General features: G+C 50.8%; 26 protein-coding genes and 2 pseudogenes. All 28 read right to left on the bottom strand.

Annotated features, from left to right (window positions below; translation table 11 throughout):
* Positions 1-144: 144 nt before the first annotated feature.
* The 28 genes and pseudogenes from HPY52_13800 to HPY52_13935 all read right to left on the bottom strand — a co-directional run bounded on the left by HPY52_13800 (position 145) and on the right by HPY52_13935 (position 25885).
* Entirely contained in the window at positions 145-519 is a 375-nt protein-coding gene (locus HPY52_13800) for a hypothetical protein (GenBank protein NPV81325.1), read from the bottom strand.
* 99 nt (positions 520-618) lie between these two features.
* Positions 619-1773: a DegT/DnrJ/EryC1/StrS family aminotransferase gene (locus HPY52_13805; protein ID NPV81326.1), complete on the bottom strand. Its 1155-nt coding sequence runs from the start codon at positions 1771-1773 to the stop codon at positions 619-621.
* 67 nt (positions 1774-1840) lie between these two features.
* Complete coding sequence (locus HPY52_13810; protein ID NPV81327.1) at positions 1841-1960, bottom strand: KTSC domain-containing protein; 120 nt, start codon at positions 1958-1960, stop codon at positions 1841-1843.
* Positions 1961-1971: 11 nt separating this feature from the next.
* Positions 1972-2451, bottom strand: a pseudogene (locus HPY52_13815) (hemerythrin family protein).
* A 1009-nt stretch (positions 2452-3460) separates the two neighbouring features.
* Positions 3461-4102: a hypothetical protein gene (locus tag HPY52_13820; GenBank protein NPV81328.1), complete on the bottom strand. Its 642-nt coding sequence runs from the start codon at positions 4100-4102 to the stop codon at positions 3461-3463.
* Complete coding sequence (locus HPY52_13825) at positions 4099-5025, bottom strand: nucleotidyltransferase (GenBank protein NPV81329.1); 927 nt, start codon at positions 5023-5025, stop codon at positions 4099-4101. The genes HPY52_13820 and HPY52_13825 overlap by 4 nt, the downstream gene beginning before the upstream one ends.
* Positions 5025-6104, bottom strand: coding sequence for a hypothetical protein (locus tag HPY52_13830; GenBank protein NPV81330.1), 1080 nt, complete (start codon positions 6102-6104; stop codon positions 5025-5027). Before HPY52_13830 ends, HPY52_13825 begins: the two co-directional genes overlap by 1 nt.
* A complete protein-coding gene (locus tag HPY52_13835; protein ID NPV81331.1) occupies positions 5998-6552 on the bottom strand; it encodes an ATPase in 555 nt (184 codons plus the stop codon). Before HPY52_13835 ends, HPY52_13830 begins: the two co-directional genes overlap by 107 nt.
* 38 nt (positions 6553-6590) lie before the next feature.
* Complete coding sequence (locus HPY52_13840) at positions 6591-8573, bottom strand: HAD-IIIC family phosphatase (GenBank protein NPV81332.1); 1983 nt, start codon at positions 8571-8573, stop codon at positions 6591-6593.
* A gap of 2 nt (positions 8574-8575) precedes the next feature.
* Positions 8576-9025 (bottom strand): hypothetical protein, encoded by a 450-nt coding sequence (locus tag HPY52_13845; GenBank protein NPV81333.1) that lies wholly within the window; start codon positions 9023-9025, stop codon positions 8576-8578.
* A pseudogene (locus HPY52_13850) lies at positions 9022-9177 on the bottom strand (acyl carrier protein). The gene HPY52_13845 and the pseudogene HPY52_13850 overlap by 4 nt, the downstream one beginning before the upstream one ends.
* A gap of 110 nt (positions 9178-9287) precedes the next feature.
* Entirely contained in the window at positions 9288-10355 is a 1068-nt protein-coding gene (locus HPY52_13855) for a ketoacyl-ACP synthase III (GenBank protein ID NPV81334.1), read from the bottom strand.
* Positions 10356-10359: 4 nt separating this feature from the next.
* The gene (locus HPY52_13860; protein ID NPV81335.1) at positions 10360-10578 is read right to left on the bottom strand and encodes an acyl carrier protein; all 219 of its coding nucleotides are present in this window, start codon (positions 10576-10578) and stop codon (positions 10360-10362) included.
* A 37-nt stretch (positions 10579-10615) separates the two neighbouring features.
* On the bottom strand, positions 10616-11257 hold the full coding sequence (locus HPY52_13865) for a NeuD/PglB/VioB family sugar acetyltransferase (protein ID NPV81336.1): 642 nt from the start codon (positions 11255-11257) through the stop codon (positions 10616-10618).
* Positions 11258-11271: 14 nt separating this feature from the next.
* Positions 11272-12048 carry an SDR family oxidoreductase gene (locus HPY52_13870; GenBank protein ID NPV81337.1) on the bottom strand — a complete coding sequence of 259 codons (777 nt, stop codon included), beginning with the start codon at positions 12046-12048 and terminating at the stop codon, positions 11272-11274.
* Between the two features lie 34 nt (positions 12049-12082).
* Positions 12083-12508: a holo-ACP synthase gene (acpS, locus tag HPY52_13875; GenBank protein NPV81338.1), complete on the bottom strand. Its 426-nt coding sequence runs from the start codon at positions 12506-12508 to the stop codon at positions 12083-12085.
* Entirely contained in the window at positions 12509-13171 is a 663-nt protein-coding gene (locus tag HPY52_13880; GenBank protein NPV81339.1) for a winged helix-turn-helix transcriptional regulator, read from the bottom strand.
* Positions 13172-13256: 85 nt separating this feature from the next.
* Positions 13257-13871 (bottom strand): sugar transferase, encoded by a 615-nt coding sequence (locus HPY52_13885; GenBank protein NPV81340.1) that lies wholly within the window; start codon positions 13869-13871, stop codon positions 13257-13259.
* A gap of 158 nt (positions 13872-14029) precedes the next feature.
* Complete coding sequence (locus HPY52_13890; GenBank protein ID NPV81341.1) at positions 14030-15856, bottom strand: hypothetical protein; 1827 nt, start codon at positions 15854-15856, stop codon at positions 14030-14032.
* A 337-nt stretch (positions 15857-16193) separates the two neighbouring features.
* Complete coding sequence (locus tag HPY52_13895; GenBank protein ID NPV81342.1) at positions 16194-16586, bottom strand: hypothetical protein; 393 nt, start codon at positions 16584-16586, stop codon at positions 16194-16196.
* A 39-nt stretch (positions 16587-16625) separates the two neighbouring features.
* Positions 16626-17486, bottom strand: coding sequence for a hypothetical protein (locus tag HPY52_13900; protein ID NPV81343.1), 861 nt, complete (start codon positions 17484-17486; stop codon positions 16626-16628).
* A 335-nt stretch (positions 17487-17821) separates the two neighbouring features.
* Positions 17822-18190 (bottom strand): hypothetical protein, encoded by a 369-nt coding sequence (locus HPY52_13905; GenBank protein NPV81344.1) that lies wholly within the window; start codon positions 18188-18190, stop codon positions 17822-17824.
* A gap of 176 nt (positions 18191-18366) precedes the next feature.
* A complete protein-coding gene (locus HPY52_13910) occupies positions 18367-20286 on the bottom strand; it encodes an AAA family ATPase (GenBank protein NPV81345.1) in 1920 nt (639 codons plus the stop codon).
* 365 nt (positions 20287-20651) lie between these two features.
* Positions 20652-21731, bottom strand: a complete 1080-nt coding sequence (wecB, locus tag HPY52_13915; GenBank protein ID NPV81346.1) for a UDP-N-acetylglucosamine 2-epimerase (non-hydrolyzing) — start codon at positions 21729-21731, stop codon at positions 20652-20654.
* A complete protein-coding gene (locus HPY52_13920) occupies positions 21728-22834 on the bottom strand; it encodes a polysaccharide biosynthesis protein (protein NPV81347.1) in 1107 nt (368 codons plus the stop codon). The genes wecB and HPY52_13920 overlap by 4 nt, the downstream gene beginning before the upstream one ends.
* A complete protein-coding gene (locus tag HPY52_13925) occupies positions 22797-23693 on the bottom strand; it encodes an SDR family oxidoreductase (GenBank protein ID NPV81348.1) in 897 nt (298 codons plus the stop codon). The genes HPY52_13920 and HPY52_13925 overlap by 38 nt, the downstream gene beginning before the upstream one ends.
* A 2-nt stretch (positions 23694-23695) precedes the next feature.
* Positions 23696-24622, bottom strand: a complete 927-nt coding sequence (locus HPY52_13930; protein NPV81349.1) for an SDR family oxidoreductase — start codon at positions 24620-24622, stop codon at positions 23696-23698.
* A gap of 21 nt (positions 24623-24643) precedes the next feature.
* Complete coding sequence (locus HPY52_13935; protein NPV81350.1) at positions 24644-25885, bottom strand: glycosyltransferase family 4 protein; 1242 nt, start codon at positions 25883-25885, stop codon at positions 24644-24646.

Raw genomic sequence — 25885 nt, forward strand, 5'->3', positions numbered from 1 at the left:
GATCCCAAGGGTGTCGAATAATGCTGAGATAAGAGGAGCAGGTCCTGCATGGAATATCTTTAAGGATGAAACCATTGGAAACACCCCTGCCCCCAGTATACACGGAAGCAGGGGAAAGTACAAGTAAATATTTACCTTATAATCCTATAAATGTAACATTATCACTGGAAATATCTCTCCCTTATCTATGACCTCAGAAAATGCTCCTTCATACTCCGAAAGGGTGCGAAATGTAAGATGAAGGAAAAGCCAGTCAAAGACAGACGCCACGCTACCTGCCTCGACGATGGTCACGAGCTCGTTTACGCTCGCATACCGCCAGAGCTGGTTGTACATCCCGAATATGTAATAGCAGATAAGCCTGATAGATGCCAGGATCGGAAGCTTTCGTATGAAGATCAGGAGGTATTGCTCCGGGAGGGTGAATTCAAAACGCACAAGAATGGACAAAAGTCCCGCGACCACGATAAGCCCGAGGTCGCACGCTATATGGACGACCGTTTTGACGCTTCGGCTCATGGCTTATTCACCCTATCCGGTTCCAGGCTACTTTCTCTTTATTCGCCATGGATCTTAGAATACCTCCAGGCCTGCCATGCCATCCCACAAGTCCCAGATTCATGAAGCCACCTCGAGGGCCTTCTCGAGGACCGTAGCCACATAGTCTATCTCCTCCTCTGTGAGGTGGTTATGGAACGGGATGGCTATGCTGGTCCGGCCCAGAAGCTCCGTCACCGGGAAGTCGCCTTCCTTAAAGCCAAACCTTTTCCGGTAGAAGGGCTGGAGGTGGATGGGGGTAAAGTAGGGGCGGCAACCGATCCCGGCCTCCTGCAGGCGGCTCATTACATGCTCCCGTACTTCAGCCTGTCGTTTGGGTGAAGGTTCATTTATGGCCACACGGATCACATATACGAACCAGCTCATTCGCGTAACCTCAGGGGCGACAAAGGGCAACCGCAGGCCAAGGCTATTTGGTATTCTAGAAAGCCTCTCCTTATACATAGCCGCCACCCGCTCGCGCTTAGCTATGATCTCCTCTATCCTACCCATCTGAGCCAGGCCCAGGGCGGCCGAAAGCTCGTCCATCCGGTAATTGTAGCCAAGCTCCTCGTGGGAAAGCCACAGGCCGCTCTCGCCCCGGCCCTGGTTCCGCAGGCTCCGGCAGAGACGGGCTACGTCGTCATCGTCAGTTACGATCATCCCACCCTCTCCCGTAGTGATCTGCTTATTCGGATAAAACGCGAACACCGCAGCATCGGAGAATTCACCAGAGCCTGCCTTCTTTCCCTTATACTCAGACCCGATGGCCTCGCACGCATCCTCTATGACCACAAGTCTATGCCTTCGAGCGATCTCCCGGATCCTATCCAGCCGCGCCGGCTGGCCGAAGGCATCCACCGGGAGGATAGCCCTGGTGCGCGGCGTGATAGCGGCCTCGATAAGCTCCGGGTCGATGTTACCCGTATCCGCTTCTACATCAACAAAGACCGACTCTGCCCTCTCGTAGAGTATACAGTTACTCGAGGCAATAAAGCTGAACGGCGTGGTTATGACCTCATCACTCTCCCCGATGCCAAACGCCCGCACGAGAAGGTGAAGGCCACTGGTGCCACTGTTTACCGCAATTGCGTGCTTTCTCCCCACGTACTCTGCTACAGCACGCTCGAATTCAATCATCTTTGGGCCGAGGGCGAGGATCGGAGAGCGAATGACCTCGTTAATGGCGGTGATCTCTTTTTCTGTAATGTCTGGACGTGAAAGATGTACTTGCATAAGGTGGTGCCTCCTTAAGCAGTGGTGCCTTCCTGGGCTACTTGACTCTAACCTACAAGCTATGTCTTTACTTTATCCGTATATAGGTGTAAGCGTTCCTGATCGAGCAGTTGAAATAGGTACCATTATACGAGGCATTAGGGAGACCGAGGTATTGCTCCTTTCGGACATCAAAGTATTGGTACACCCTCGGATCTCCTTCGCCTTCAAAAAGACTCCCAAGGCCTTGTCCGTCTTCCCAATATGATTTAACCACCAGTCTACGAGAAAACGCTGAGACCCAATAGCCAGAAGGAAACTCTGCCCTTCCCGGTCAAACCTCTACCGGAAATCCGAGAGCTTTTCGACATACGAATCGTGTTCTCCTTTATGAGCTTGCAGCCCTGGATATCCATAGGCCACCATATACCGCTCCTCGGTGCTAAAGTGAGTTACAACATAGTCACTGAAAAAGCCTGACACCCCAGCTACCCGCTCTTCCCCCTTCCCATGGCTCATAGCTGAGAGCAAGGTATTGATCCTTTTGAAAAGCTCTTTGTGCTGGTCATCGATGATCCCAACCCCAGCGGAAAGATCTTCTGTCCGTCTGAGCAAATTACCCGTCCTCCGATCATGCCTATTATATCGGTTCAGTTCGTATCGGTCAGCAGGCGGAACATCAGTACCCCCACTGATCATCACCCAATAAAATCACTCATCGAAGAATCCCTTGAAGAGTTCTGCGACCGCCCTGCCCTCTCCTTTGTCATCGCCTCATCAACCGTAACGGTGATAGGTAAAGCGTCACCCGGCCTGGCACCTTTGGGAAGGGCTTCCCGTGAGAGGTTAAACATTGTGTTCGCTGGTCCCTCAATAACTGCCTAATCGCCCTTGAATCGGTCTGGGTGTCTACGGTGACGCTCCCAAAATCCTGAAGGGGATGGAATTCCCGCGCGACTTTCAAAAAGGACATCGGCGTGCACAGATTTCTTCCGCAAGGCCCAGCCCTGTCGGGTCGCTACACCCATAACCTATTAACATTATTCGATTCGACGAATATCGCAATTACCCTTTCTATGAGAGCGGAGGTCGCGGCTCGATATGTTCTTCCGCCCATACTTAAGCCAAATCTAAATTGCCTTGCCTATAGTTTCTGCATCCATGGATCAGAATTTCTGACTTCGGCAGGAACAGTCAGGATTTATAAGGGTCAGCCAGGATGCCTGTACAAATGGAGGCTTGCTGCTACTGTCTTCCGCAGGCCCTCGAGCAAAGTTTGAGGGAGCCAGCCTGATAAGTCCTAATAGTTCTCGAACATTCTCCTATCACAGGAACAGCCGCAGTAGCGCCATGAGCGTCCGGTCGTCGCAGACATGGTGCGTGTTCCTCACCCACGCGGCTCCGTTCCGTCCAATAACGAATATATCGAAGGTCATAGCGCTTGAACTCAGCAAACACGCAAACCTTTGCGAGGCACCCCCGCGCACCCGGCTGATCTAGATCAGCCGGATCGACGCGGCGAGCAAAAGATAAAACCCCGGGTCGATAGCGCATACACGCTCGATGGACCGCACCTCGGCCTCTACAGGGGTTGTGAATTCCGACAGAAGATACAGCAACTCGGACGAGCTTAGTGTCAGCCCTAAAAAAGATGTGTATCCCCTTATGAGTCAGCGACGCATCCGCCTTTGGCGCGAGCCTCCATGACTTAGGAGTCGATTTGCTTCGAGGATCTAGTCCACGTATCATCAGGCATTGCTCCTGATGTAAGCTCGCGCCACCACAATTTGAACTTCAATAGCCATATCCAAGTATGCGGGTGATCCTCAAGGAACCTGCTAATTGCTATTTTTACCAGATACCGCTTCTTTAGTTTCAGGAATTGCGGGCCCGGTATACGCGGCAAGTCCCCCGTATCTAGATATTGATCTTCGATGGCTTTCAAATCCTGTTCACTAACAGTATCACGTGAGTCCAGGTTTCGGATAGCATAGAGCACCCTCGTATAATGGTTTACTGCCTCCATATGGCGGGCCGCATGAGAGGATGGTTTCGAAATCGCCAATATGAGTCCGGCGAAGAAGTTTACAACTGCGATCAGGGCTTTGAGCCACTTAAACCAATCTGGAGCCAAATGCAAAGTCCTGGCTATGAAATCGTCAGAAACGAAGGTCAATGATAAAAGGAGACACGATGTGAATAAAGAGCCATAGTAAACCGTGTTCTGCTTATGGAGGTAATGGTCAGCCAGTTGTCCATGCATGTCAGCCTGCATCTCGGCCTTCTTTTTGATTTTGGCGAGAATTTCACCGAGCTGCTTTGGGGGCGAAGACGAGTGCATGCTGCTCACGTGAATATCCCCTTCCATTGATCGATATTCATAAGGCGGTCAGCATTGCTCAAACGGTTTGCCAGCCTTTCTAAGGCTGCACTACATTGTTGACGCAATAGGTTGTTAGCCCCTCCCAGGTACTCATCCACATGAACCGATTGCCCAGTAGAATCGGACATCGGTGACAATACGAGTTTGGGAGCCTGGCGGCATAGGTGAAGAAGCATATCCTTATAAGTCATTCGTCCGCTATAGGTGTCAAAGGCTTTAATAGCCAGCGCCTCGATATGATAGCCGGAGAGCCGGACTTTTTCTGAAAGAGACTCGTTTAGGCCCTTAAAGAGTTTAATTACCGGAACCAGCTTTTGATTGCAAAGTCGGTTGGCTTCTGTCAGTTTCTCAGCGAATCTTGCCGGTTTTACGACATTACTCCAGCCATTTCCATCGGCCCGGGCAATTTTGACCCCTGTTTTAGTGCTTAACGCGGGCAGTAGCTGAATCTCGTGTCCGGTGCTAGAAAATCTCACGGTAACTGCCAATGCCCCGACCCGGATCTCGGTATTCGGGAGTCGTCTCCGCAGTCGTTCAGCGAAATACTCTTTCACTTGGGCTGGGGAGGCGTTAGTTAACGATGTGTTGTTGATCCTTACTAACATATCGATATCGCTTAGGCCGTTAACATATGTGTGTTTACTGATGGAACCGCCGAAGATCAGATCTACGGCTCCTTCAATATCTTTATCTAGAGCCCTCTTGATAGTATCTAGATGCTGTTGTATCTCCTCTACCTTTCTATCATTATAGTTAGATAGAAGGTCCAGCAAGTATTGGTTAATTTCGACTTCGTATTGCGCCCTCTGTTCATTCGAATGCATTTGATTCAAAAGCTTATCAACATCAGGGGGTTTCCCCCAATTGTACCACCCACCAGAACCACCCATCAGACCACCTCCTGAAATTCAACATTGGCAGACCCGATGAGGGCCTGGATCTGCTTCTGATGATCCAGTTTCAGCTCGAGCACCCCCCAGTCGTGGCTGCGTGCGAAACGTCCCATTAAGGCCTGGGTCCTGGCCAATTGCTGTATGTTCCGAATGGAGGCTGCAGCATGGATAGCAGTGTATCCTTGGGTCCACAGGCCCTCCGTAAGCGCATAACTGTTATAGTAGACAGCCGTGCCTTCATTGTAGGCCAATCGTAGCCAAGACAAGCCATCGAAGATGTCCGCTCCGCAGAGGAAGTATACCAGTACAGACAGCGGATCGAGGCAGCCGAGCACATGGATAGGGATGTCAATACTCTGCTCGTAAAAGGCTTTCCTTATCTTGACTAAGCTGCGGCACCGTTCCAGGAAAGATGATCCAAGTTCCTTTTCAACCACCCCGACGACATCGAACTCTCCTAGTTCCTCGCAGCACTCAACGATGCTCTTGACGTCTATAGAGCCAGAGTCCTCAGTCAATGGCTTAATCAGAAAATCCCTTGCGTAGTCCCTTGGTATTTTGGAAAAGAAGCGTTGCGCCTTGCCGATTTGGTCAGATAATGCAGCACGAGTATCATAGCTGATTATTACGAGAGAAGAAAGTGGCTTGAGAGATAGGATAGTTTCCAGATAGCGATCTTCTGACCATTCCTTAGATTGGTTGGTGACGCCATAGAAATCCGACAGATCCTGGTTGGTTCCCACCTCGAAACCACCGCTATCTACAAACAGGATCTCGGAGCAGTAAATTTTCTCGGCGTCCAAATGACCATAGCGTATATCATAGGCACTGATTAGAGACGTGTCAGGGGTATACTCACTGAGTACCCCGTGGATCTTGCTGATCTCGGGAAATCCGCGACTTGAGAAGCTGGGCACAAGCAGCGGGGTTTTTACTTTAATCGTCTCGATGCGTCTCTCTTTGCACAAATCACTCAGTTTCAAGTAATCTCCCCCGATCATGGCAAGACGGGCACTGACCACAAGGGTGATCGCCGTTGCGTTCACAGCTATAAGTAAGATGAATAGGGACCCCATACTTTTTGCAGTAGTGGAAGATCTCCGGCTTAGTCCACTGCAAGAAAGGGGCTTCAACTGTCACAAGTCCCCCATAATAGCCGTCTAATATTCGTTGCATATCTTGCAAGAACCCAGAGGAACAGTCATAGTACGGAGTCCCAGAATGTATTCCAATTGCGACCCTGTTTGACCCTGGCGCAAGGGAAGAACATGCAGCCAAAACGAGAAGTGCATTCCTGCAAAGGAATTCGTCGCCCCTCATACCCGGAGTAGGCTGAATCCTAGCCATCGTCAGAGGAATGTCATAGTAGGCTGCAACAGCGTACGCGGACGCCATCTCCCGCTCTGCAGTGGGTTGCCCATAATTGACGTGAAATCCCAATACGGCTATACCCTGGCTTAGGTATAGGTGAACAAGAGCAGTCGAATCGATGCCTCCGCTAAGCAAGATATTCACCGAAGCCAACCAAAACCACCTCTAGCCGGACCACGTGTGAATTCCTATCAGTTACTCACGTCCGCATCATTCAGAACCGCCACAAATGGGGAAGGCGAGAGAGTTAGATCCGCTAGATCCAGGCACCACACCGTCCGGCCATCACTGCTGGTTGACCCAGTTGCCCCTTTGAGCTTTTGGCCGGGGATGATGGCAGCATCTGCACCTATCTCATCTGCCGCCGCTGCAGCGACTTGCTCTGCATTGACACATGGCGCCACCTGCACAAAACCAAGCGATGGATAAAGATCAGCAACAACCCCATTCTTGCGGGTCGGAATATACTCCGCCATCAGCCGGTCAAAACCTAATCTACGAGCCTCCATGGCTAAGTAATATACGAAAGTTTGCTCCACGGTGCGGCCCATCACCCGGCAGCTCATTAGCAGACTATCGATCCAAATCATATCACCATTGGCACGCAGGATACCTACGGCAACCAGACCATTTTCCCCAAAACGGTCTTCTAGTTCAAGGCTGTAGACGTGCCACTCACCGCTCGCAATTCGTTCTCGAAGATCCTGTTCTGTATACCGTCGGGTGGTCAAGTTGAATTGGTTGGTCTTTTGGGTGAGTTGTGCGATACGGGGCAGGGTCATGTCATTAGCCTTCGCAATAGTTGCCTTCATCTCAAGCCGGCGATAGAAATCCTCCAATGAGGCGCTTTCACTCTGGAGGACACGTCTTGCCGCCTGCTGACGATATTCCTCTCCCCGCCGCCTGTCGTCCGCTGTTATCGTCAGCGTGTCGAATACGGGGAGCGACTGCAGAAAAGCCACGAAGTTCTCCGGCTGCGCTGGCATCTGATATGCGAGGACCTCTGGAAGAGCATCTCTAACTCGTGCAACCTCCACCGGATTATCATCAAGGAAGACGACACTGTCCATCCCGATGTTAAGTTCCTGGACGATCTCCTGGATGTTGGTTGCCTTGTCGCGCCAATTGATGCGCATGCTGGCAAAGTGTTCGCGTCGCAATACCATATCAGGATGGCTATCGAGAACCTCCAAAGCTATATCAGGCTCATTCTTGCTGCAGATCCCCAGAATGATACCACGCCTGTATAGGTTAAGAACCGCATGCTGAAAATCCACATATGCAGAACCCGGATATGTATTTCCAAGTTTAATGCCGCCTATGCCATCCTCGCCAATAATGCCGCCCCACAGAGTGCCATCCATATCTAGAATCAAGCACTTGCGGGTCAATCCCGTAAGATGAATCAAATACCGGAGATATTCATCCGCAAGGTGAGAGAGTTGGTGAGGATTGACCGGGATTCGAGCCATATGCCACATTCGTGAATCAATCCAGTTAAGTTTCCCGTATCGACTACTTAATTCATCATAGCCAAACACATACACACCTGGGAAAGAGCGGCATATTTCACGTAGGGAATCGTTTAAATCGCGAATCGCCCGGATCTGCCCACCGGTATCCTGATAATCAAAGATCCCGTAAGAAGGGATTGCTGGCGTTTCAAAGTTATGCACCAAAATCGTTGCGTTAAGCCTCTTACGCAGCTGACTCAACAGCATTTGAAACGTCGAAAGAACCTGCGTATTGAGGTTCGCAATCTGCTGAGAAGACAGCGCCGTGTAGTCATAAAATAGAGCGGGAGCCACGTCTACCAAACGTACTGCTAGAATGACCACGTCGGGCAGGAAATGATATAACTGACTGTTTGGATCAAGGATCTCCTGCTGATACTGACCATAGGGACCCATGCCTATCTCGGCGTTTATGCCCGCCAGCAGACACTTGACCCGGAGGATCGGAATAAGCTGCTCTATAGTGGCAGAACGCAGGAAATAGATGCGTATTGGTTTGAGCGGAAGCCCAGATAAATCAGCGTGGTCCAGAAGATTGTCAGCCGCCAGGTAATCACTGATATTGCCATCATGCATTAGAGACCACTCCAGTTCCCGCAGAAGCGAGAGTGGCTTTGAGGTTCGGCCTAATTCACAGATAAGATCCTTGAATCCCTCCATGTTCATCCCCTCACCAGTAATTCCTTCGGACTAGCCTCTGGGTCGGCCTCTACCAACTCGACCAAAGAACGGTCACGTAGATACATAAACATAACGGAATGCCCGGCGAACGCAGCCGCCGGCGCTGGCCCAAATACGGGTATCGCGCCGCCCGTTCGCCATATCTTCCTGACCTTCTCAATATCTTGCGTTACATAGCAGACGTGGTGGAGTCCACCTCCATATCGTTCCAGAAAGTTTGCTACTGGCGCGCTATCGCTGTATGGAGCAACTAACTCCACTAACACTCGATTTCCCGGCAATTCCATGAAACAAATCTGAGCCTGCTGGATTGTATCATCTACGACTGGCCCAACCTTGCTTGCTCTGAATAATGTTTCATATGTCCGTAACCCCTGAGAAAGGTCCTTTACTACCACGCCAACATGGTGCATCGGCAACATGTCCTTCACCCCGCGACCCCCTTACTCACAAGGATCTTGCGGGCAGCTCTAAAACCTCCATCACCGATTTCCCCAATTTCTTCTGGACTAAAAGAAACCCCGAAGCGTTCCTCAATGCTGACAATTAAATTTAGGTGCTGCATAGAGTCCCAATTGGGAACATTGCTGGGGGTGAGATTGTCGTAGACTTCTTCGGGTTTCAAATTGAATACATCGCAGAATACCTGTCTTAGCTTTTCCTCGAGACTTTCTACCTGGGCCATTCCATTTATCACTCCTGAAGAACATGAACTACTCGAGAGACTGTCACCGGACCAATTGTGAGGGCAGCTCCCGCCCAAGCGTAGCCGACACCGAAACCGAGAAGTAGTACTTTTTGGGGGGCAGATGAAATGCTATCGCCTATATCGTCGGCCAAAAGGAGGGGAATACTAACTCCCGAGGTATTTCCGTAGCGCTGGATGTTGATCGGGGCTTTCTGCGGTTGAACTCCGATTTTGCGAGCCAGGTGCTGAACTATCATTTTGTTAGCTTGATGAAAAAGAACCCAATCAAGTTCATCTTTTGTCCACCCATGCTGGGCCAAAGTAGTCTGCACCAATCCCGGGACCTCACGGATGGTAAAGTTGAAGACTTCCCAACCATCCATATAGAATTCGCGTGGAGACCGTGCATTCCCCTCGGGATCCGTTACCCTGGTATACGACTCGGGTCCACCGCCCCGATCACGGAACCCCCCCGCCGGTATGATCAGGCTCTGAACACCTCGCCCATCACTACCGAGGACAAAGGATGATGGTTCAGCCGCAGGATCCCATTCCAGGGCAGCCGCAGCACCAGCATCCCCAAACAAAAGGCTCGATCTGTCCTGAGGCGATGCCACCTGGCTAAGGGTATCCCCGACTAGTAAAAGGACACGTTTGGCTGACCCACCACTGACAAACTGACTTGCAATCCAGTATCCATAGACAAATCCGCTACAGCCCATAGCAACATCGAAGGCAAAACAAGATTTGCTTAGGCCTAATACCGCATGAACAACACTAGCATCATTAGGTAAGATATAGTCAGGAGTTTGTGTGACAACGATAACTCCCTCGATGGACTCGGGGGGCCAGTTAAGCCCCTCCAGAAGATGCTTCGCTGCAGCGACACAGAGATCGGACGTTGTCTGGCCAGGCTTTGCACGGTAAAGAGTTTCTATCCCGGATAACTTCGCTACCTTCTCGGCTTCCTCCAGTGGAAATGCACTGCCAATGTCTGCGACGGATAGCGCTTTTCCCGGCACCGAACATACGATCCCTCGAAGCGCTACATTCTTCAATGTCACGCTTGGCATTTGCTCATGACCCCTTTTTCGTCAGCACCAGGTCAACAAGGTCTTTAACCTTCTTGATGGTACGTATCTCTTGTGAGCTAATCTGTATACCATACCGTTCGTCTAGCATTGATATAATCGTCAGCCAGCCAATGGAGTCCCACTCTGCTACCTCGCCGACATTAGTTTCTAGAGAAATGGAACCATTAGTAATCTCCAGGGCCTCTGAAATTAAATTGAGCACATCTTCAGTTACCACAAGTTATCACCTCATTTTGAGATTACCTTGGCAAGTCTAACACCTTCGCAGGAACCCCAAGGACCGTCTTTCCTGCACCTACACGCCTGACAACCACACTCCCCGCTCCAACAGTAGAGAAGTCTTCGACCACAGCGCTGGGCAAGATAGACGCATGGCTTCCCATGAACACTCCCCGGCCAAGGCGGGCATGGCCCGTCACATCGCAATATGAGCTTAAAGTGCATCCATCGCCTACAATAGCATCATGCCCTATAGAAACGAACCGGTTAAGAGAAACAAAGTTGCCCAGTATTGAATCAGCAGTAAGTCCAGCCTGGTACATCAAAATGTTCCCAATACCTATTTTGCATCTTGGGCCTATCTGTGCTGTGGGGTGAATTAGATTGATGAACCTTGCTCCCTTGGCCAGCAGATGTTCGCAAATCTCCAGTTTACGGCGAGGTGACCCAATGGCACAAATGTAAACGTATTGGTCGCTAGGTTGATGCCCCATAACCGGACCCACGACAGGGATGTCTATACCTTTCTCTCGGAGGTGCGTTTCAGCATCCTGTGCGTCATCCAAAAATCCACCGATGGTCCACTCCACTCCGTAGGCCGGGTTCTCCAAGGCCGCAGCAAGCACCTCACGGCCAAATCCACCAGCACCGATAATGATCAACTTATGTACATGGCTCAGCTGAGGTACCCCCCATCAATTACAAGGGTGATTCCAGTCACCCAGCGGGCAGCAGGCGAAAGAAGATAAGCGATCCCATACGCGATATCTTCCGGCTTCCCTAGCCCAAGTGGGTGCCGTGCGATACTGCTCTCAAAGTTACTCGCACCGATCTGCGCATGTTGTTCGTGCATTGGAGTTTCTACCATGCCCGGTGCGATGGCATTCACGCGGATAGACCTGGCTGCTAATTCACGCGCCGCTGCACGGACCATAGCCACCAGACCTCCCTTGCTGGCCGAGTAAGCAACTAGACCTGGCGAACCGGATAGACCCGCAACAGAGGAAACAAAAACAAAAGATGCCCCGTCAGCTGCTACGCCTTTGGCAGCTCCGCCTTTAAGCAAGAGCATGGCTGCATCCAAATTTGGAATCATCATACTATCGACATTTTTTGAGCTCATCGCTCTGATTGGAAGAATCCGCGAAATTCCAGCGCAATGGACTAACCCATCTAGTGGACGCCCGACTTTTTCGCTCACGCCTTTGATCCAGCTAGGAATTCCATCAACCTCGCTAAGATCATATGGCTCTATGAAATGCAACTCACGGTTTTCCATCATCGAGCGCGTTTCCTCAAGCGCAGGATTCCTCCGTCCGCTAAGAATAACACGTGCACCAAGCTTACTGAGAACTATTGATGTTGCCCGCCCGATGCCTGAAGAGGCACCTGTCACCAGGACGATCTTCCCTGATAGGCTGAACGGGTTATCCACTTCCAGCCCCCCTTTCATGGTACTTTATTTAGTAGTGAGATCCCGAACCTCCTTATACTAGTACCACAACGGCCACCGCCTTGTCGCAATCATGCGAAATTGATGTCAGGCCCTCACGAACTCCCAATGCCGACATTATTTCGCGAGCTTTACCATAGAAAACAAGTTTGGGCGCTCCATCTGTGCCGCGTAATATCTCTACATCGGTCATATTGGCCACGGATAATGCCCCTGTTCCAAGCGCCTTAAGTGCTGCCTCTTTAGCCGCAAAACGGCCGGCGAGAAACTCTATTCGCCGACCCGGCGACAGAGATTCACCAATAGCAACCTCACTTGGGGTGAAGACCTTCCTTGCAAATGAAGGTGAACGACTGAGCACGCGACTCAAACGCGCGATGTCCACCAAATCAACCCCAACCCTCATCTCCTGTTCCCATCCCGGCAATGCACTTATCCAATCACCACTTTCGACCGCCACCTATGGTATTAACCTTGCGATCTCAATACTGTGCTCAGCCGCTACCGGAGCTATTTTCCTTAACATGGCCTCAGAGTGCCTCCAGGAGGTAATGAGTATTTTGTCGGGGTGTAAATCTGTGATCACCTGAGGGCCTTCAACATGATGCGTAAAGAACGACATTCCTAGCTTTGCCGGGTCATCATCCATGACTCCCACTACCGTAATATGCGGAAGGCCCTGAATAGCAAGATATGTCATGCGTCCTGTCTCACCGGCGCCATAAATGATAAGTCTGGTCGGTTCTTCTCCACAGGCATGAATAACCCGTTCCCTCAGATCATCAAGCACCTGGTCAAATAGGGCATATAATTGCGCCAGAAAAGTTATAACATGATAGGACCGCCTGCGGTCTCCGGCTGGGGTCAGTCTGTAATCAACTCCGCGCCCCTCATGAGGAAGACGATCGATGAGGCCGGCCTCTGCGAAACGGCGAAGGTATGTATTAACCATCGCTGGAGCCAGCCCAATGATGCGACCAAGTTCAGCCTGAGAGCTGCCGGGATGCTCGCTCAGACGAGCAAGGAGCCTAAGCTCATTTAAAAGCGGAGTCGGCTGTAGATAGTCTCCTAAATCAAACCACATGCGATCCGTCCGTTCATTCAGTGAGTGTACGTAAATCATATCCTACATCCACGATAATTGTCAATTATCGACTGTCCCGATGTCGTAAAAAAACCAGGAACACGGAACTGATGATTATATGGTCTCAGAACCCCACGCCCTTACGCCCTTTGAATTCCGGCATCGTCGCGCACCCCTCCGCGCTGATGCCTTCACGTTTTACAACCTTGACCAAAGTGAGCCAGAGGATCTTAAAATCAAGCAAAAGGCTCCAGTTGTCTACATACCAGACGTCAAGCTTGAATTTCTCCTCCCAGGTTAGGGCATTGCGGCCGTTTACCTGCGCCCACCCTGTAATGCCGGGTTTGACTTCGTGGCGCCGCGCCTGCTCGGGGGTGTAGCGGTCGAGATATTCCATCAAGAGCGGTCTTGGGCCGACAAGGCTCATCTCTCCGCGCAGGACGTTGAGAAGCTCGGGCAATTCATCCAGGCTGGTGCTGCGCAGGAACCTGCCCACAGGGGTGAGTCGGTCTTGGTCAGGGCGAAGTGCCCCCCTCTCGTCACGCGCATCGGTCATTGTGCGGAACTTGAGCATGGTAAAAGGTCGGCCATGAAGACCTGGCCGTTTTTGCCGGAACAATACTGGCGATCCCATGCTCAGGCGTACAAGAAGCGCAAGAAATATGAAAAGAGGGAGTAATAGGATTAACAATGACAGAGACGCAACTATATCGAACCCGCGCTTGATAAAGCGTTCCATATCCCCCGTCTTACCCCAAAACATTATTCGCATATTCGAAACTCAGACGTCATCCGCGATATCTTGCTCTGCGAGCAACCCCGCTTCAGCAACGCCACAAGGCTGTCTTGCGAGCAAGAGAAATGTCGCCTTCCGGCGAACGCAGGGCGACAGCATTCTCACGTTGGGTCCCCCTTTGCAATAGCCCTGCCGACCACAATCTTGCGGTCTATGTACTCCGAATGCACACTGCACCTGTCTTTGACATCAACAAATAGATGATGAACACCAGGCTTGACGTCAGCTTTAAGGTCAATGCTAACCGTAAGACATCCCTTGGAATCACGGGAAACCGTGTAAACGCCAATATCTTGATTCTCCTTGAGATCAAAGCCATCTACGCGGACTATCAGGGTGTCCTCATCAAGTTCCTTGCAATCCCTTAGATCTTTGGTGTAGGAATCAGCAATAGCAGGGATACAACGCAAATTGATTTTCTTGGCTGCAAACATCGTTTCGAGGGAGACATCTATGCTGTCGGCGACGGCAGCATCGCCAGAAGCAGGAAGAAGCCTATCTAGAGGACGGATGTTCCCAGAGCAGGTGCTGGTCTCTTCCTCTGGCGCCCCTAATGTGATAATGGGACGTAATCCGCGCCGCATGGCTTCGCGAGCGGCGGAAATATCCCCGTCAGCGTCAAGGAGAAGCCCGGATAGAAAAGCTATGATCGGGCTTTGGTCCTTCCAGTTACCCTTAGAGCTTGCGCCAAGTCTGCGAAGGCTCTTGAGGAGGAATGAATACAGCAGCTCATCCAAGTCAGCACCCCGCTGCTCGAGGCGTGCCTCTATTCCCGCGGCAACCCCTCCTACTCCGGGTATCTTGGAAAGTAGAGCCTCCACAGGTTCGTCGATTAATCGCTCGATCTCCTCCCTTGAGATGTCGGCCTTGAACGAACCGCCAATCTGATACAGAATTGAGAAGATGGCGCTCCCCGGCTTTGTCAACTGCTGGGAGGAAAGACCCCTCAGCTGATAGTGAAATCCCTCCGCTTTCGGCTCTGCCGGGCCGGCAAGGTTTTGAATCTCCTCCCAGCTTTTACAGAAGAGCCCTTCAACCACTCTGTCCGCTGCTAAACTGAGGATATCGGTCTTGACGAAGCTCTTGAGGTCTTCATGGAGATTCGGACATACCCTCAGCAGAAATCTAATCAGTAAGCCGGTACCGAATATGATCGTATTGAAGTCACGTTCCAACGATGGCAAGTGTTCAGGCGGTATCCTAACACATCCCTGTCCCCAGAATCGCTCAGAACATCTGGTTAAGAGCCCATATGGGCGTTCCTTATGATCAAAAAGGTTAACCTTGATTCCATAGAGGTCTTTACCTTCGTCGCTAGCCAGTACGGCTACATCAAGAAAGAGCTCATATAAGCCATGGTTAGGTACCTTATATCTGCCTCGCAGTTCCCTTGGGAGATCTGCACCGAAGATCGTGAGTGCGTTCGCGAAGCCAGCAAAAGTGTGAGTGTCATCCGCAATCTCTGACGGGTCATCACTGAGTTCACCATTGCCCTTTACACATGCATAGTGGGGATACCAATCAGCCAGCTGGTGAGCAAGCCACCCTGACACAATCGCCAAATGGCTTTCCGGATACTTAGAACGGTTGCCATTCCACTCGTCAACCAGCGCATAACCGAAACGTGGAATCCCCCGGGCATTGTCAGGATGGCAATTATGGGCGTAGTCATAGAGGTCGATGCCGTTGAGAATATGATATGTCGAAATCGCATCTGCGCTGTTGCCAGCATTTATGAATTCATTCTCGTGAGCTGATACAATCTGTAGCAGTTCCCTATTTATTTGGTGGTTGCCATTTTTCTTCTCATCTTTTGCTCTTTTTAGGGCTAGACGGTTCACGTAAGCGTGAGAAAAGGGACTTAATGCAATAACAGGAAACACCGGAAGCAGAAGCATCAACAGAAACAAACTCTTGAACTTCTCCATTAGCTTCCACCCCACTTTTCTAGCCTTCACAACATTCCTCTAATCCGGAGACTGTAGAGGGATCCGTTCCTTCAGCAATTCCGCGGCTCCGTCACGACACCTACAGCCCACTACCACTATTCGACGCATATTGCAATCATCCTTCATTCGACGCCACAATCTTCGACCACATCGCTCTGTTGCCGCTCTGCTGAACTCATACTGCACTTCATGTCCGCTACCCGATCACTCTTTTACTCGATAACCCCTTTATTACACTACACTTCCCGACCCCGAACGCGGCCGAAGGCCAGTCCATCCGGTAGTCTCAGCCTAGTCGCTCCTGGGCGGGCACTGGTCAGAAGTCGTGCCTTACCAAAGCCCTTAGATCGTCAAGTGGACATGCAAGGATCTCCTCACATATCCGCATGGCTACATGGTTAAGCCTCTCAGATGTGTTCTGATCGACGCGGCTGTATCCATGCTCCAGGTATGAGTGATTTCGTGTCCGCAATACATCCATAAGGGCTCTTTGGGATTCCTCGCCAAGAGCCGAGCCCAAGCTGCGTAAGAGGCAAAAGCCGTTATAAAGGGAAAGCTCCCTCGGTAACTGATCGCTGCCAGACAACTTGCGGTAACTTTCGATTGTCGTAGCCTCTATCTCATCCCACGCTGGATTCCAGGGGTTGATCTGATGTTTTAGAAGCAGACATCCCTGCACGGCCACTTCAAAGGCTCTATATGACCGCAAAACACTCTCGGTGGGCCGACTTTTGCTATAACGCCTTCTTCAATTCTCCAATATGTCCGCCACGAGTAACGGAAGATTCTCACCGTATTGGCGCTCTCGACGAAGCTTATCGAGATCTGGTTGCTGTTTGGTCTGTTGGATTCTGTGAAGAAGATCCACAAGGGCCTCGATCTTATCAGCCGACCGGGCGAGCCGGCTAACAGCTTCAGCCAGGCTTCCGATCTCTCTGTCACCCAGAAATACCTGAGATGCTTCGTAAAGGCGGCGGAATATGCGGGTTGCACCCTTGTAGTCGAATTCATCCCAAAGATAGAGCGCTTCAGTCGCCTGGCGAACGAAACGCGCTTTGCCTTCATTTGGAAGGCGTTCCGCCAGAACTCGAGCTTCCTCGTAATATCCCTGAGAAAGTCGATTAAGGGTCTGACCCAGTATCTCCCGCGCCATAGTGCGTACCGAACGCCATGTGCTCATCGATTCATCCAGAACGCGGCCGTGCTGGTCACGGGACCTCCCGCCGACATAATCGAAGGTTAAATTGCCGATAAAGGGTGCCGTCAGCGCAGCATGCACAGCCGCGGCCGCCATAACCTTCGTCCCCGCGGTGAAATTCACTACCATTTCATCCGCGTCAGAATGGACTCTGAATACCTCGCGAAAGACCTCAATGCACAGGTCAATGTCCTCGGGATCCTCCAGTTCCTTTGTATCCACAGCCAATCCCTTACTGGCAGCAAACTGCCTTACGCTGTTGGCAACCTCAAGAGGTGATGGCTGCTGGCCGGGGAATGGCCGACCATATACCAGGACAACGTTTGTCCCGTCAATGGCCTCGATGTCTGCTATAGATTTCCTTATCGGTTCAAGGGTATTCCCGACCGTGATAACAAAAGTTTTCTTCATCAATTTTCACCTCTCTCAGTAGCTTCCAAAAGCCAAGTGCATCCAGCGCGGCGGAACCACCGTCTGCCTTTCCAGCTTTCCTCGACAAACCTGACGAAGAACTCCTGCCCTAAATTTATGGCTACCGCCAGCAACTCAATACGGCGCGCTGCCCAATATAGCCAACGTGATTGCGTCATCATACTACAGGCGGCTCACCATTGAGTAGAGACGCAATGAATTTAGGGATAACCGCAGCCATACTCGGCGCCGGGGTCTTGCATTGGGCCGGAAACGTTGAAATACCATAATCCGACGGTCTTGAGGCCGTAGAGTTCATAGAAATTCCGCGCATATCATTCGTCCGCAAACTTAGCCGTGGCGTAGGACGAAACCGGCGGGGGGAACGCCGACTCCTTGGTTTTCAGCAACGGCGTTGGCACGCATACACTCACCGCATCGTCCTCCTGCAAATGGTTGAAATCAGTAGTAGGCAAGAATCTCTTCTCCTGCAATGCGATGGCAACGACCTCGGATGGAACATCCACCACGTAGGACTCACCTCGCTGAATGCTCCCTACTCTTAGAGAATCCACCTCGAATCCAATACCCTTGTAGCTAGCCCGGCAGAACTCCATTGCAAGCGGAAGACCGACGTATCCGAGCCCCATAACTCCCAACCTGGCTGATCTTGAAAGGATCCTTTTTCTGATGAATATCAGCATCTTAACTCCTCAGATGCTTGTATTGGCTTACGCACACAGGGCATGGCTACCAGATATGGCGAAACTTAACCGTTTAGTCATCCCATTACCCCTCCGCCGCCCCTGTCGTCTAAGCCTGATGGCACCAAAGCCCATCTCTATGTTGACACATTGCTCCCAAAATTACAGGAACCCCGCTACGCCATAACTGTCCCGGTTGGCTCCAACCTATAATCTGCGGGCAAGGTGGCATTAGTAAATCTGAACTCCCTCTCTTCGGGATCTACCAGGACTTTGAGCCTCATGCGGCACTCAAAACCTTCTGAGGTCAACGAAAACTCTAATATATCCATAATTCTTGAGTAAAGGCTCCATTCTATTGCCGCGTTCCTCTGCAAAGAGTCTTTGTCCCTGACCTCGCCACGAGCGAATGCTGATTGCACCTTATATATCCAGTCGCCAATAGCATAACTCAAATGCAACGTAGGATCTACCCTCACTGGCCGTGATGCCTCATCTAATATATCAAGAAGCTCACCATACCTATGACGAAACTGTTCCTCGCTCAATTCGACGGTCAAGAGATAATCGCGTTCTCTCTCGTAAGCCTCACTTTTTTTTGTTTCGCCTGGTGGTAGGTAGATATTCCCCGCATAACCTGACAAATAGCTCTCCAACGTCCCCCTTGATAGCAGATAGACACCGCATCGCCTGAAAGCCTCAAGGATCTTCCCAAATCTACCTATAATAAAATCTATCCTTTCGGCCTCGGTCGGCGTTAGTCTTTTGATCTCCTGCGAAATGAACCTAAGAGCAAGTAAGAATGCATAACGGAGCTTAGGACGCTTGTCTTCATCCCTAGCTTCCTGTATCCGATGAAAGGCCTCGCAAAACTGCGGAAATGATTCACTCACTGCCACATCGGGCTTAAGCAATTCGACCCCAACGCCTCTTAGACACTCATCAATTGCTTTCTCCATTTCACCGATCCTAGACATCAAATCAACTCCGACACCCTCGTTTTGCAGGTAATCTCGGGAACGGCAATCATACGATGTTGACTGCCTTAATCTTCCATTGAAGAGGGTATCTAGATCCGCTATGAAGGCGGCTTCAATATCTAGCTTCCTACATAACCTGAAAAACAGATCCATCTCATCCTTACCACCGACGTCAATGATGCAACTACCCGATGCTCCTAGTAGTCTCCCTCTCTTTTCCTGTATGAGAGTAAAGATTTGCTGATCTGTGTATCCTTCCACGAAAATTGGATGGGAAGAAAAAAGAAATTGCTTCTGATTGGCATTCAACCTCGATAGGAACCGTTTAATCTTCCACTCATCCTCTGCTTCTAGTTGATCTATATAGCTTGCAGGCCTTTGTGGATGAAAAACGATACAATGCTTCAGATCCTCTACGGTTCGGATATCGACGAAGTAAGGCGAATGTGTAATCAAGAAGAAACACTTTTTATTGTGAGTCGGATCGACGAGGGGGTCGCCAGCAATCCGCCTAATCTCCTGAAGGAGAAAGGTCTGGAATTGAGGGTGCAAATGCAGTTCCGGTTCATCGATAATGAGGCAGTTGTATTCGTCGTCATAGAGGAAGGTCAAAAGCGTAACCAATTCCTTAAGTCCGTGGCACTCTTTTTCCTTTAGTTCGTATTCATCCCCGTGGCTAATATGCTGGAGCTTCGGTTTTAAAAATCCTCCCTCTTCCACTAGCCTGATACGTCTTCCGAACAACTGTGAAAGGACCGCCTCAATTCTTATCCTGACATCAATTCGTTCCTTGAGGATAACAAATGCGTCGGCCGAAAGACCGTAGTCCATTCCCCAACTCTTATAACTCGGAAACTGGCCAATATCAAGACCCCGCTCCATCTGACTATGACTAAAGCCATGATATGTCCGCCTTTCAAGACCAGTAAGACGCTCAGCATTCAGATATCGAGGCTTCATTCCATGAGCCTGACAAATGGTCTTCAGCTTTTCGGCAAAAAGTGTCTTTCCCGTTCCGTTCGGCCCAACTAGGAAATTGACAGTCCCCCATTTATCCTTCTTGAAAATCTGGTCGCCCCATAGATATGGCAAATCAATCGTGACAGTAAGATCCATGGGAGAATCACCTCAACACCTATGCCCTAATATCATTGCAGGCTTATGTCGCGAGGGAATCGCTTTTCCAGACCAACATTGTATCAACGATCAAAGCACTCGTGGACCTCCTAACACGAATAATACACTGCCTAGTAACCTAATACAAATCAGGAACATCGCCTTCCTATTTCCTGGCGAAATGGCGGGAATAGTAAGAATAAGCTCCAGGGACTCACTCTCAACGTCTCCCCCATGAAGGTTTTTGCCGATGCTCAGTTCCAAATAGGGGGCATGGAACATTCAAAGTTAAAACATCTGAACTGGCAGAGCTCCATCCATAACCCCTTGGGCGACTGCCAAAATACCCTCTACGAATCTAGCACTTACAAATACCCCAGCACGATCTTCGCCACCGTTCTCGAAACACACGCCTCAAGATACTCAGCCGGCGGCATCCATGAGCATACCGACTCAAGCACTGTGGTCACTGATTGCAAGATCCTCTCAGGATCAGCACCAGTGAGGATATTGCTGCCGCATTCGATTGTCTCAGGACGTTCTGTGACGTCACGGAGGGTCACATTCGGGACTTTGAAGATGCAACATTCCTCCTGGACAGTGCCACTATCGCTCAACACACAATGAGCATGGCGTTCCAGCTTCACGAAGTCAAAGAACCCCAGCGGCTTCAGGAGGCGAACACGCTCTGATTGTGGGCTGAGGCCTGATCTAGCCAATTTATCCGCCGTCCGCGGATGCAAACTAACCACCATCGGTTCTTGGTAAGTATCTGCAACTAATGCTAAGCCACGTAATAGTTGCTCTAAACGGGTAGGGTCATCGACATTCTCCGCGCGATGGAGTGTAGCTAGAAAGTATTCTTTCGGTGCAACATTCAGGCGGCTTAGCACATTGCTAGAATCAATCTGTTCCCTATAGGCCTCCAGCACTTCATAGATAGGGTTACCTATGACGAAGATACGCTGACGCTCTATACCCTCGCGTAGCAGGTTTTCCTTGCTCCGATGAGTGTACGGCATCAACACGTGACTGCAGTGGTCGATGATCCGGCGATTGATCTCCTCCGGAACGCGGTCATCATAGCACCGGTTTCCTGCCTCCATATGATAGACCGGAATTCTCATACGAGCTGCGACGATCGCTGCCAGTCCGCTGTCAGTGTCGCCCAAGATTAGGAGACGATCTGGCTTTGCTTGAGACAGGACCTCGCCGACACGGGATAATATCTGGCCAGCCTGCTCGGCAAAGCCTGTAGCTTGCACACCAAGATGAATGTCAGGCGGACGTAATCCCAATTCATCAAAGAAGATATCACTTAGATTAGGATCGTAGTTCTGACCCGTATGCACTAAAAGTTGCTCACAGAAGCGGTCCAGCTGTTTGATCACCTGACTGAGGCGGATGATCTCCGGACGCGTCCCAAAAAGAGTCATAACCTTCATGCTAGCACCTCTTCCGGAAGCTGTCCAGCTAGGTATGGGGCCAGTAATTCGCGTAAACCATCATAGTCCAAAGTTACATTAGCCGAGGAATACTCGCCAGTCAAGGCCGGCTTATACTTACAGCCTTCATGCTCCGCTGTGGCAGCTACCTCGCTACCCGAAACCGGCCGCAACTCGGGCAACATCGGGCAGATCACATAGTAACCATCACGCTCAACAGTACGATAAACCTCTTCTTCGGACACCATAATCTCGTGGATCTTCTCCCCCGGACGGATTCCCGTATACACGATTGGTATGTCTTTCCCATTGATAAGCACCTCGGCCAAATCCAGAATACGTGCTGCAGGGACTTTAGGTACATAAATCTCACCGGGCAATGCACCACGAATAGCAGCAAAAACCGTATCTACTGCCTGGTCTAAGGTGAGCAGGAAACGGGTCATCTCTTTCGTCGTGATGGTCACTGGCCCGCCCTTACTGATTTGTTCCAAAAATAGAGGCACTACCGAACCACGCGACGCAATCACGTTTCCATAGCGAACACATACGAAACGTGTCGAGGGACACTCCATGTTCGCCTCAATGAGAATACGTTCCATCAGAGCCTTGGTCATTCCCATAGCATTGATCGGCTTACAGGCCTTATCAGTCGAGATTCCAACTACGGTCTCAACGGGTGTAGCGTTCTCGCAGATTGCGCGGACTAGATTCTGAGCCCCCAATATGTTGGTCTGTACAGCCTGGAAAGGAAAGTATTCGCAAGTCGGTACCTGCTTCAGTGCCGCCGCATGAATAACCACATCAGCCTCACGTACAGCCTGGAGTACCGATGAGTAATCACGTATGTCACCAATACGAAAGCTAAGTAGCTCCTGGAAGTTACGATATATGATTTCATCGGTGGCAGCCTTACGGTTAAGGTACGAAAGACGCATATAGTGTTGTTTGGCCTCATCACGCGAAAATACGGTGATCTTGGCTGGCCTTCCCATTTCACCGGTTAATAGGCGGCGCACCGCGGTTCGCCCCAGGGAACCGGTACCTCCTGTTACTAGAATACGCTTACCCTCTAGATTCACGGATACCCCTCCATTGCTCATAAGGTGTAGGGTCAGATGCCATCTCTTGCACCATTTCTGTCCATGTCTGCGGTCTAAAGCCAGTTTCTTTGCGGAAACGGCTGCTATCCAGAGAACGATCGATTTGCACATTAGGGTAGGGCTCGACCTCGACGTTAACCTTGAATGCGCCACGTAATAGACAAAGCAGGTCATACTTATTGATTGGCTCAGACGAGACCTGATAGACCCCCTGTAATTGCGGGTTCTTCTCAAGGATATCGGCAATGATTCTAGCCAATGCTAAAGTGGTAAAACCGGAATAAATGGCTCGAGTATAACCGCGAACTCTACCTCCCTGGTTACTCAGGAACCATTCTACCAGCCCATTAGAAGTCCGCAGCTCCCGTCCGATGATGGACGTACGCAAAGTTAGGCACGCAGCTCCGCTAACCTCCCCAAGGAACTTGGTCCTCCCGTAGAGGTCTTCCGCATCTGAGGGGTCCTCCTCTGTATACATTCCCTTGCGGCCAGAGAACACGCAGTCACTGCTAATGTGGATTAGCCGGACACCGCTAGCCTGGCAAAGAGCAGCTAGCCGGTGGGGGAAAAGAGAGTTGATGGTCAGGCTGATAATCGGGTCCTGCGCCATTGGCAGTTGCTTTATGATGCCGATACAATTGATAACCGCTTCGGGACGTAGCGCAGCAAAAGCTCGAACGACGGAATCAAAGTCGAATACATCGACACCGCCCATGAAACGATCGGGATCAAAAAGGCCATAACGAGCATATTCACCGTAACTTGCCCGAGCAACAGCCCAAGTATCAAATCGTTCCCTATAGACCTGCCAAAGCTTGTGCCCCAACATACCTGTGGCGCCGAGGATAACAACTCGCATTTCTATATCAACTCCTTCTTGACCCACGCCATATACTCTGCTAGACCATCCCGTAGACTTATAGTCGGCTCATAGCCCAAGACGCGTCGCGCTGCCGAAATGTCTGCCAAACTATGGCGCACATCGCCTTTCCGAGGAGGGCCGTATTCTACCTTCGGTTGAATGTGACCGGCTTCAGCCATAAGGCGTGCTAATTCGTTAATCGTAACGGCCGTCCCGCTCCCGATGTTGAAAGCACCAGAAACTCCCCTGACCATCGCGGCTTTATAGTTAGCCATTGCCACATCCCGCACATTCACGAAATCCCGGGTCTGTTCGCCGTCGCCAAAGATGGTAATGGGGCGTCCATGTAGCATCCGGTGTGCGAAGATCGGGATGACGTTACCATAAGCATCGTAGCGCTGATTGATCCCGTATACGTTGAAATAGCGCAGACAGATAGCTTCTAGCCCATATAACTTGGCATATACAAGACAGAGTTTCTCCGCCGCTAGCTTACTGGTGCCGTATGGGGAATCCGGCTCAACAGGATGATCCTCCTTGATCGGCAGATACTTTAGCTCACCGAAAATCCCTGCGGAGGACGAAAACACAACTTTGCGGACACCCGCATGCCGTGCGGCCTCAAGAATGCGCAAGGTACCGATTACGTTGATTTCGGAATCCTGAATGGGATTCTCTATCGAACGCATGTTCCCCACAGATGCTGCCAAATGGAATACTACCTCAGTCCCCCGTATGGCCCGAGCTACAGCCATGTGGTCACGTATATCCCCTTGGATAAATTCAACATCCGGAAATGGATCGAGATTGTTGCGATAACCTGAGGACAGATTATCCAACACCGCAACAGAATGCCCTTCTTCATACAATAACTTGATGATATTGGAGCCAATAAACCCAGCCCCACCAGTCACTAATGCTCGCATTATCGTTGCACTTCCTCACTTTCAAATGTGCAACCGTCCTGCCCGAGTACGCGCGACTTCGGTTAACAACTCTTCATACCGATTCAACAATACCTGTCGGGTGTAGTTAGCCAGGTAGGCTGCCCGCCCCGCCTGTCCCATTGCCTCCCGCTCCGGAGGAGACATCTCATACAGCTTACGGACCGCAGCCGCGAGAGCCTCCGGGTCCTCTGGGTAGCACACCACACCCGCCCCTGCATCGCGCACAACATCGGCTGCATCACCTGACACTGCCGCCAGGATAGGACGTCCACAGGCCAGATATGCTAATGTCTTAGACGGTATCGTAATTTCAAATAGCGGATCGCGCTTAAGATGCACAAGCAACGCATCGGCAAGAGCATAGAAACGCGGCATCTCCGCCGCTGGCTGACGCCCCAGAAAACGCACGTTTTCCAGCCTACGTTCATACACTTTTTGCCGTAGCGCAGGTTCCTCCACGCCGTCACCGATGAACACAAACTGTATATCCGGCAAGTCGCGGAGTAAATTAGCCGCCTCGATTACGTTACTCAGCGCCTGGGCTGTACCCATATTGCCGGCATAGATTATATTAAACCTCCCCGACAGCCCGTGCTGAACAGCGAATCCCGAATCCGGCGGGACAGGCCTATAGATATCCTCGTCAGCCCAATTGGGGATGACGTGGATCTTCTCCGGAGGAACACCCTTGGCGACCAAGTTGCGCTTGAAACCGGGCGAAATAACAGTGATCGCTGTAGCATGACGATAAATGAATTGCGCCAACTCACCCAACCATTTAGCGACCAATTCCGAAGACATCATACCACTAGCTACCACGGTTTCAGGCCACATGTCCTGGATCTCATAAACAAACGGGACATGTCGCAGCAAGCTAATCCACAGGGCCGGGATACCCACTGTGAGAGGCGGGTGATAGACCCACATCACGTCAGCAGCACCGCAAAGCACCGGCCCCATCAGAGAGGCAGAAGCCGCGAAACTGATGTAATTCAGTATCCGACGCACTGCCGAGTGGCTATGGTCAGGATACAATGGCACACGTAGCACTCGAACCCCATCCCTCTGCTCCCACTGCCAAAGCCGTTGACGGTAGCCCGGATAAGTGCGCCCCTGCGGGTAATTGGGGAAACCAGTAATAGATGTGACCTGATGACCTCGCGCCATCAGATCCCTGCCTAACAGGTGAACCTTGATGTCCGGTTCAGGGACATACCATTGAGACAAAAGCAAGACCCGCAT

It is taken from the genome of Bacillota bacterium, from assembly GCA_013178415.1.
Classification (GTDB): domain Bacteria; phylum Bacillota; class SHA-98; order Ch115; family Ch115; genus Ch115.

Excerpts from the sequence above, each read along its gene's own strand:
- HPY52_13905 (NPV81344.1), bottom strand. The coding sequence starts at position 18,190 with ATGCTGATATTCATCAGAAAAAGGATCCTTTCAAGATCAGCCAGGTTG.
- HPY52_13910 (NPV81345.1), bottom strand. The coding sequence starts at position 20,286 with ATGGATCTTACTGTCACGATTGATTTGCCATATCTATGGGGCGACCAG.
- HPY52_13930 (NPV81349.1), bottom strand. The coding sequence starts at position 24,622 with ATGCGAGCATTAGTGACTGGTGGGGCTGGGTTTATTGGCTCCAATATC.
- HPY52_13825 (NPV81329.1), bottom strand. The coding sequence starts at position 5,025 with ATGGGTGGTTCTGGTGGGTGGTACAATTGGGGGAAACCCCCTGATGTT.
- HPY52_13870 (NPV81337.1), bottom strand. The coding sequence starts at position 12,048 with ATGAAAGGGGGGCTGGAAGTGGATAACCCGTTCAGCCTATCAGGGAAG.
- HPY52_13935 (NPV81350.1), bottom strand. The coding sequence starts at position 25,885 with ATGCGGGTCTTGCTTTTGTCTCAATGGTATGTCCCTGAACCGGACATC.
- HPY52_13890 (NPV81341.1), bottom strand. The coding sequence starts at position 15,856 with ATGGAGAAGTTCAAGAGTTTGTTTCTGTTGATGCTTCTGCTTCCGGTG.
- HPY52_13885 (NPV81340.1), bottom strand. The coding sequence starts at position 13,871 with ATGGAACGCTTTATCAAGCGCGGGTTCGATATAGTTGCGTCTCTGTCA.
- HPY52_13840 (NPV81332.1), bottom strand. The coding sequence starts at position 8,573 with ATGGAGGGATTCAAGGATCTTATCTGTGAATTAGGCCGAACCTCAAAG.
- HPY52_13900 (NPV81343.1), bottom strand. The coding sequence starts at position 17,486 with ATGAAGAAAACTTTTGTTATCACGGTCGGGAATACCCTTGAACCGATA.
- HPY52_13830 (NPV81330.1), bottom strand. The coding sequence starts at position 6,104 with ATGGGGTCCCTATTCATCTTACTTATAGCTGTGAACGCAACGGCGATC.
- HPY52_13855 (NPV81334.1), bottom strand. The coding sequence starts at position 10,355 with ATGCCAAGCGTGACATTGAAGAATGTAGCGCTTCGAGGGATCGTATGT.
- HPY52_13805 (NPV81326.1), bottom strand. The coding sequence starts at position 1,773 with ATGCAAGTACATCTTTCACGTCCAGACATTACAGAAAAAGAGATCACC.
- HPY52_13880 (NPV81339.1), bottom strand. The coding sequence starts at position 13,171 with ATGATTTACGTACACTCACTGAATGAACGGACGGATCGCATGTGGTTT.
- HPY52_13800 (NPV81325.1), bottom strand. The coding sequence starts at position 519 with ATGAGCCGAAGCGTCAAAACGGTCGTCCATATAGCGTGCGACCTCGGG.
- HPY52_13920 (NPV81347.1), bottom strand. The coding sequence starts at position 22,834 with ATGAGCAATGGAGGGGTATCCGTGAATCTAGAGGGTAAGCGTATTCTA.
- HPY52_13925 (NPV81348.1), bottom strand. The coding sequence starts at position 23,693 with ATGCGAGTTGTTATCCTCGGCGCCACAGGTATGTTGGGGCACAAGCTT.
- wecB (NPV81346.1), bottom strand. The coding sequence starts at position 21,731 with ATGAAGGTTATGACTCTTTTTGGGACGCGTCCGGAGATCATCCGCCTC.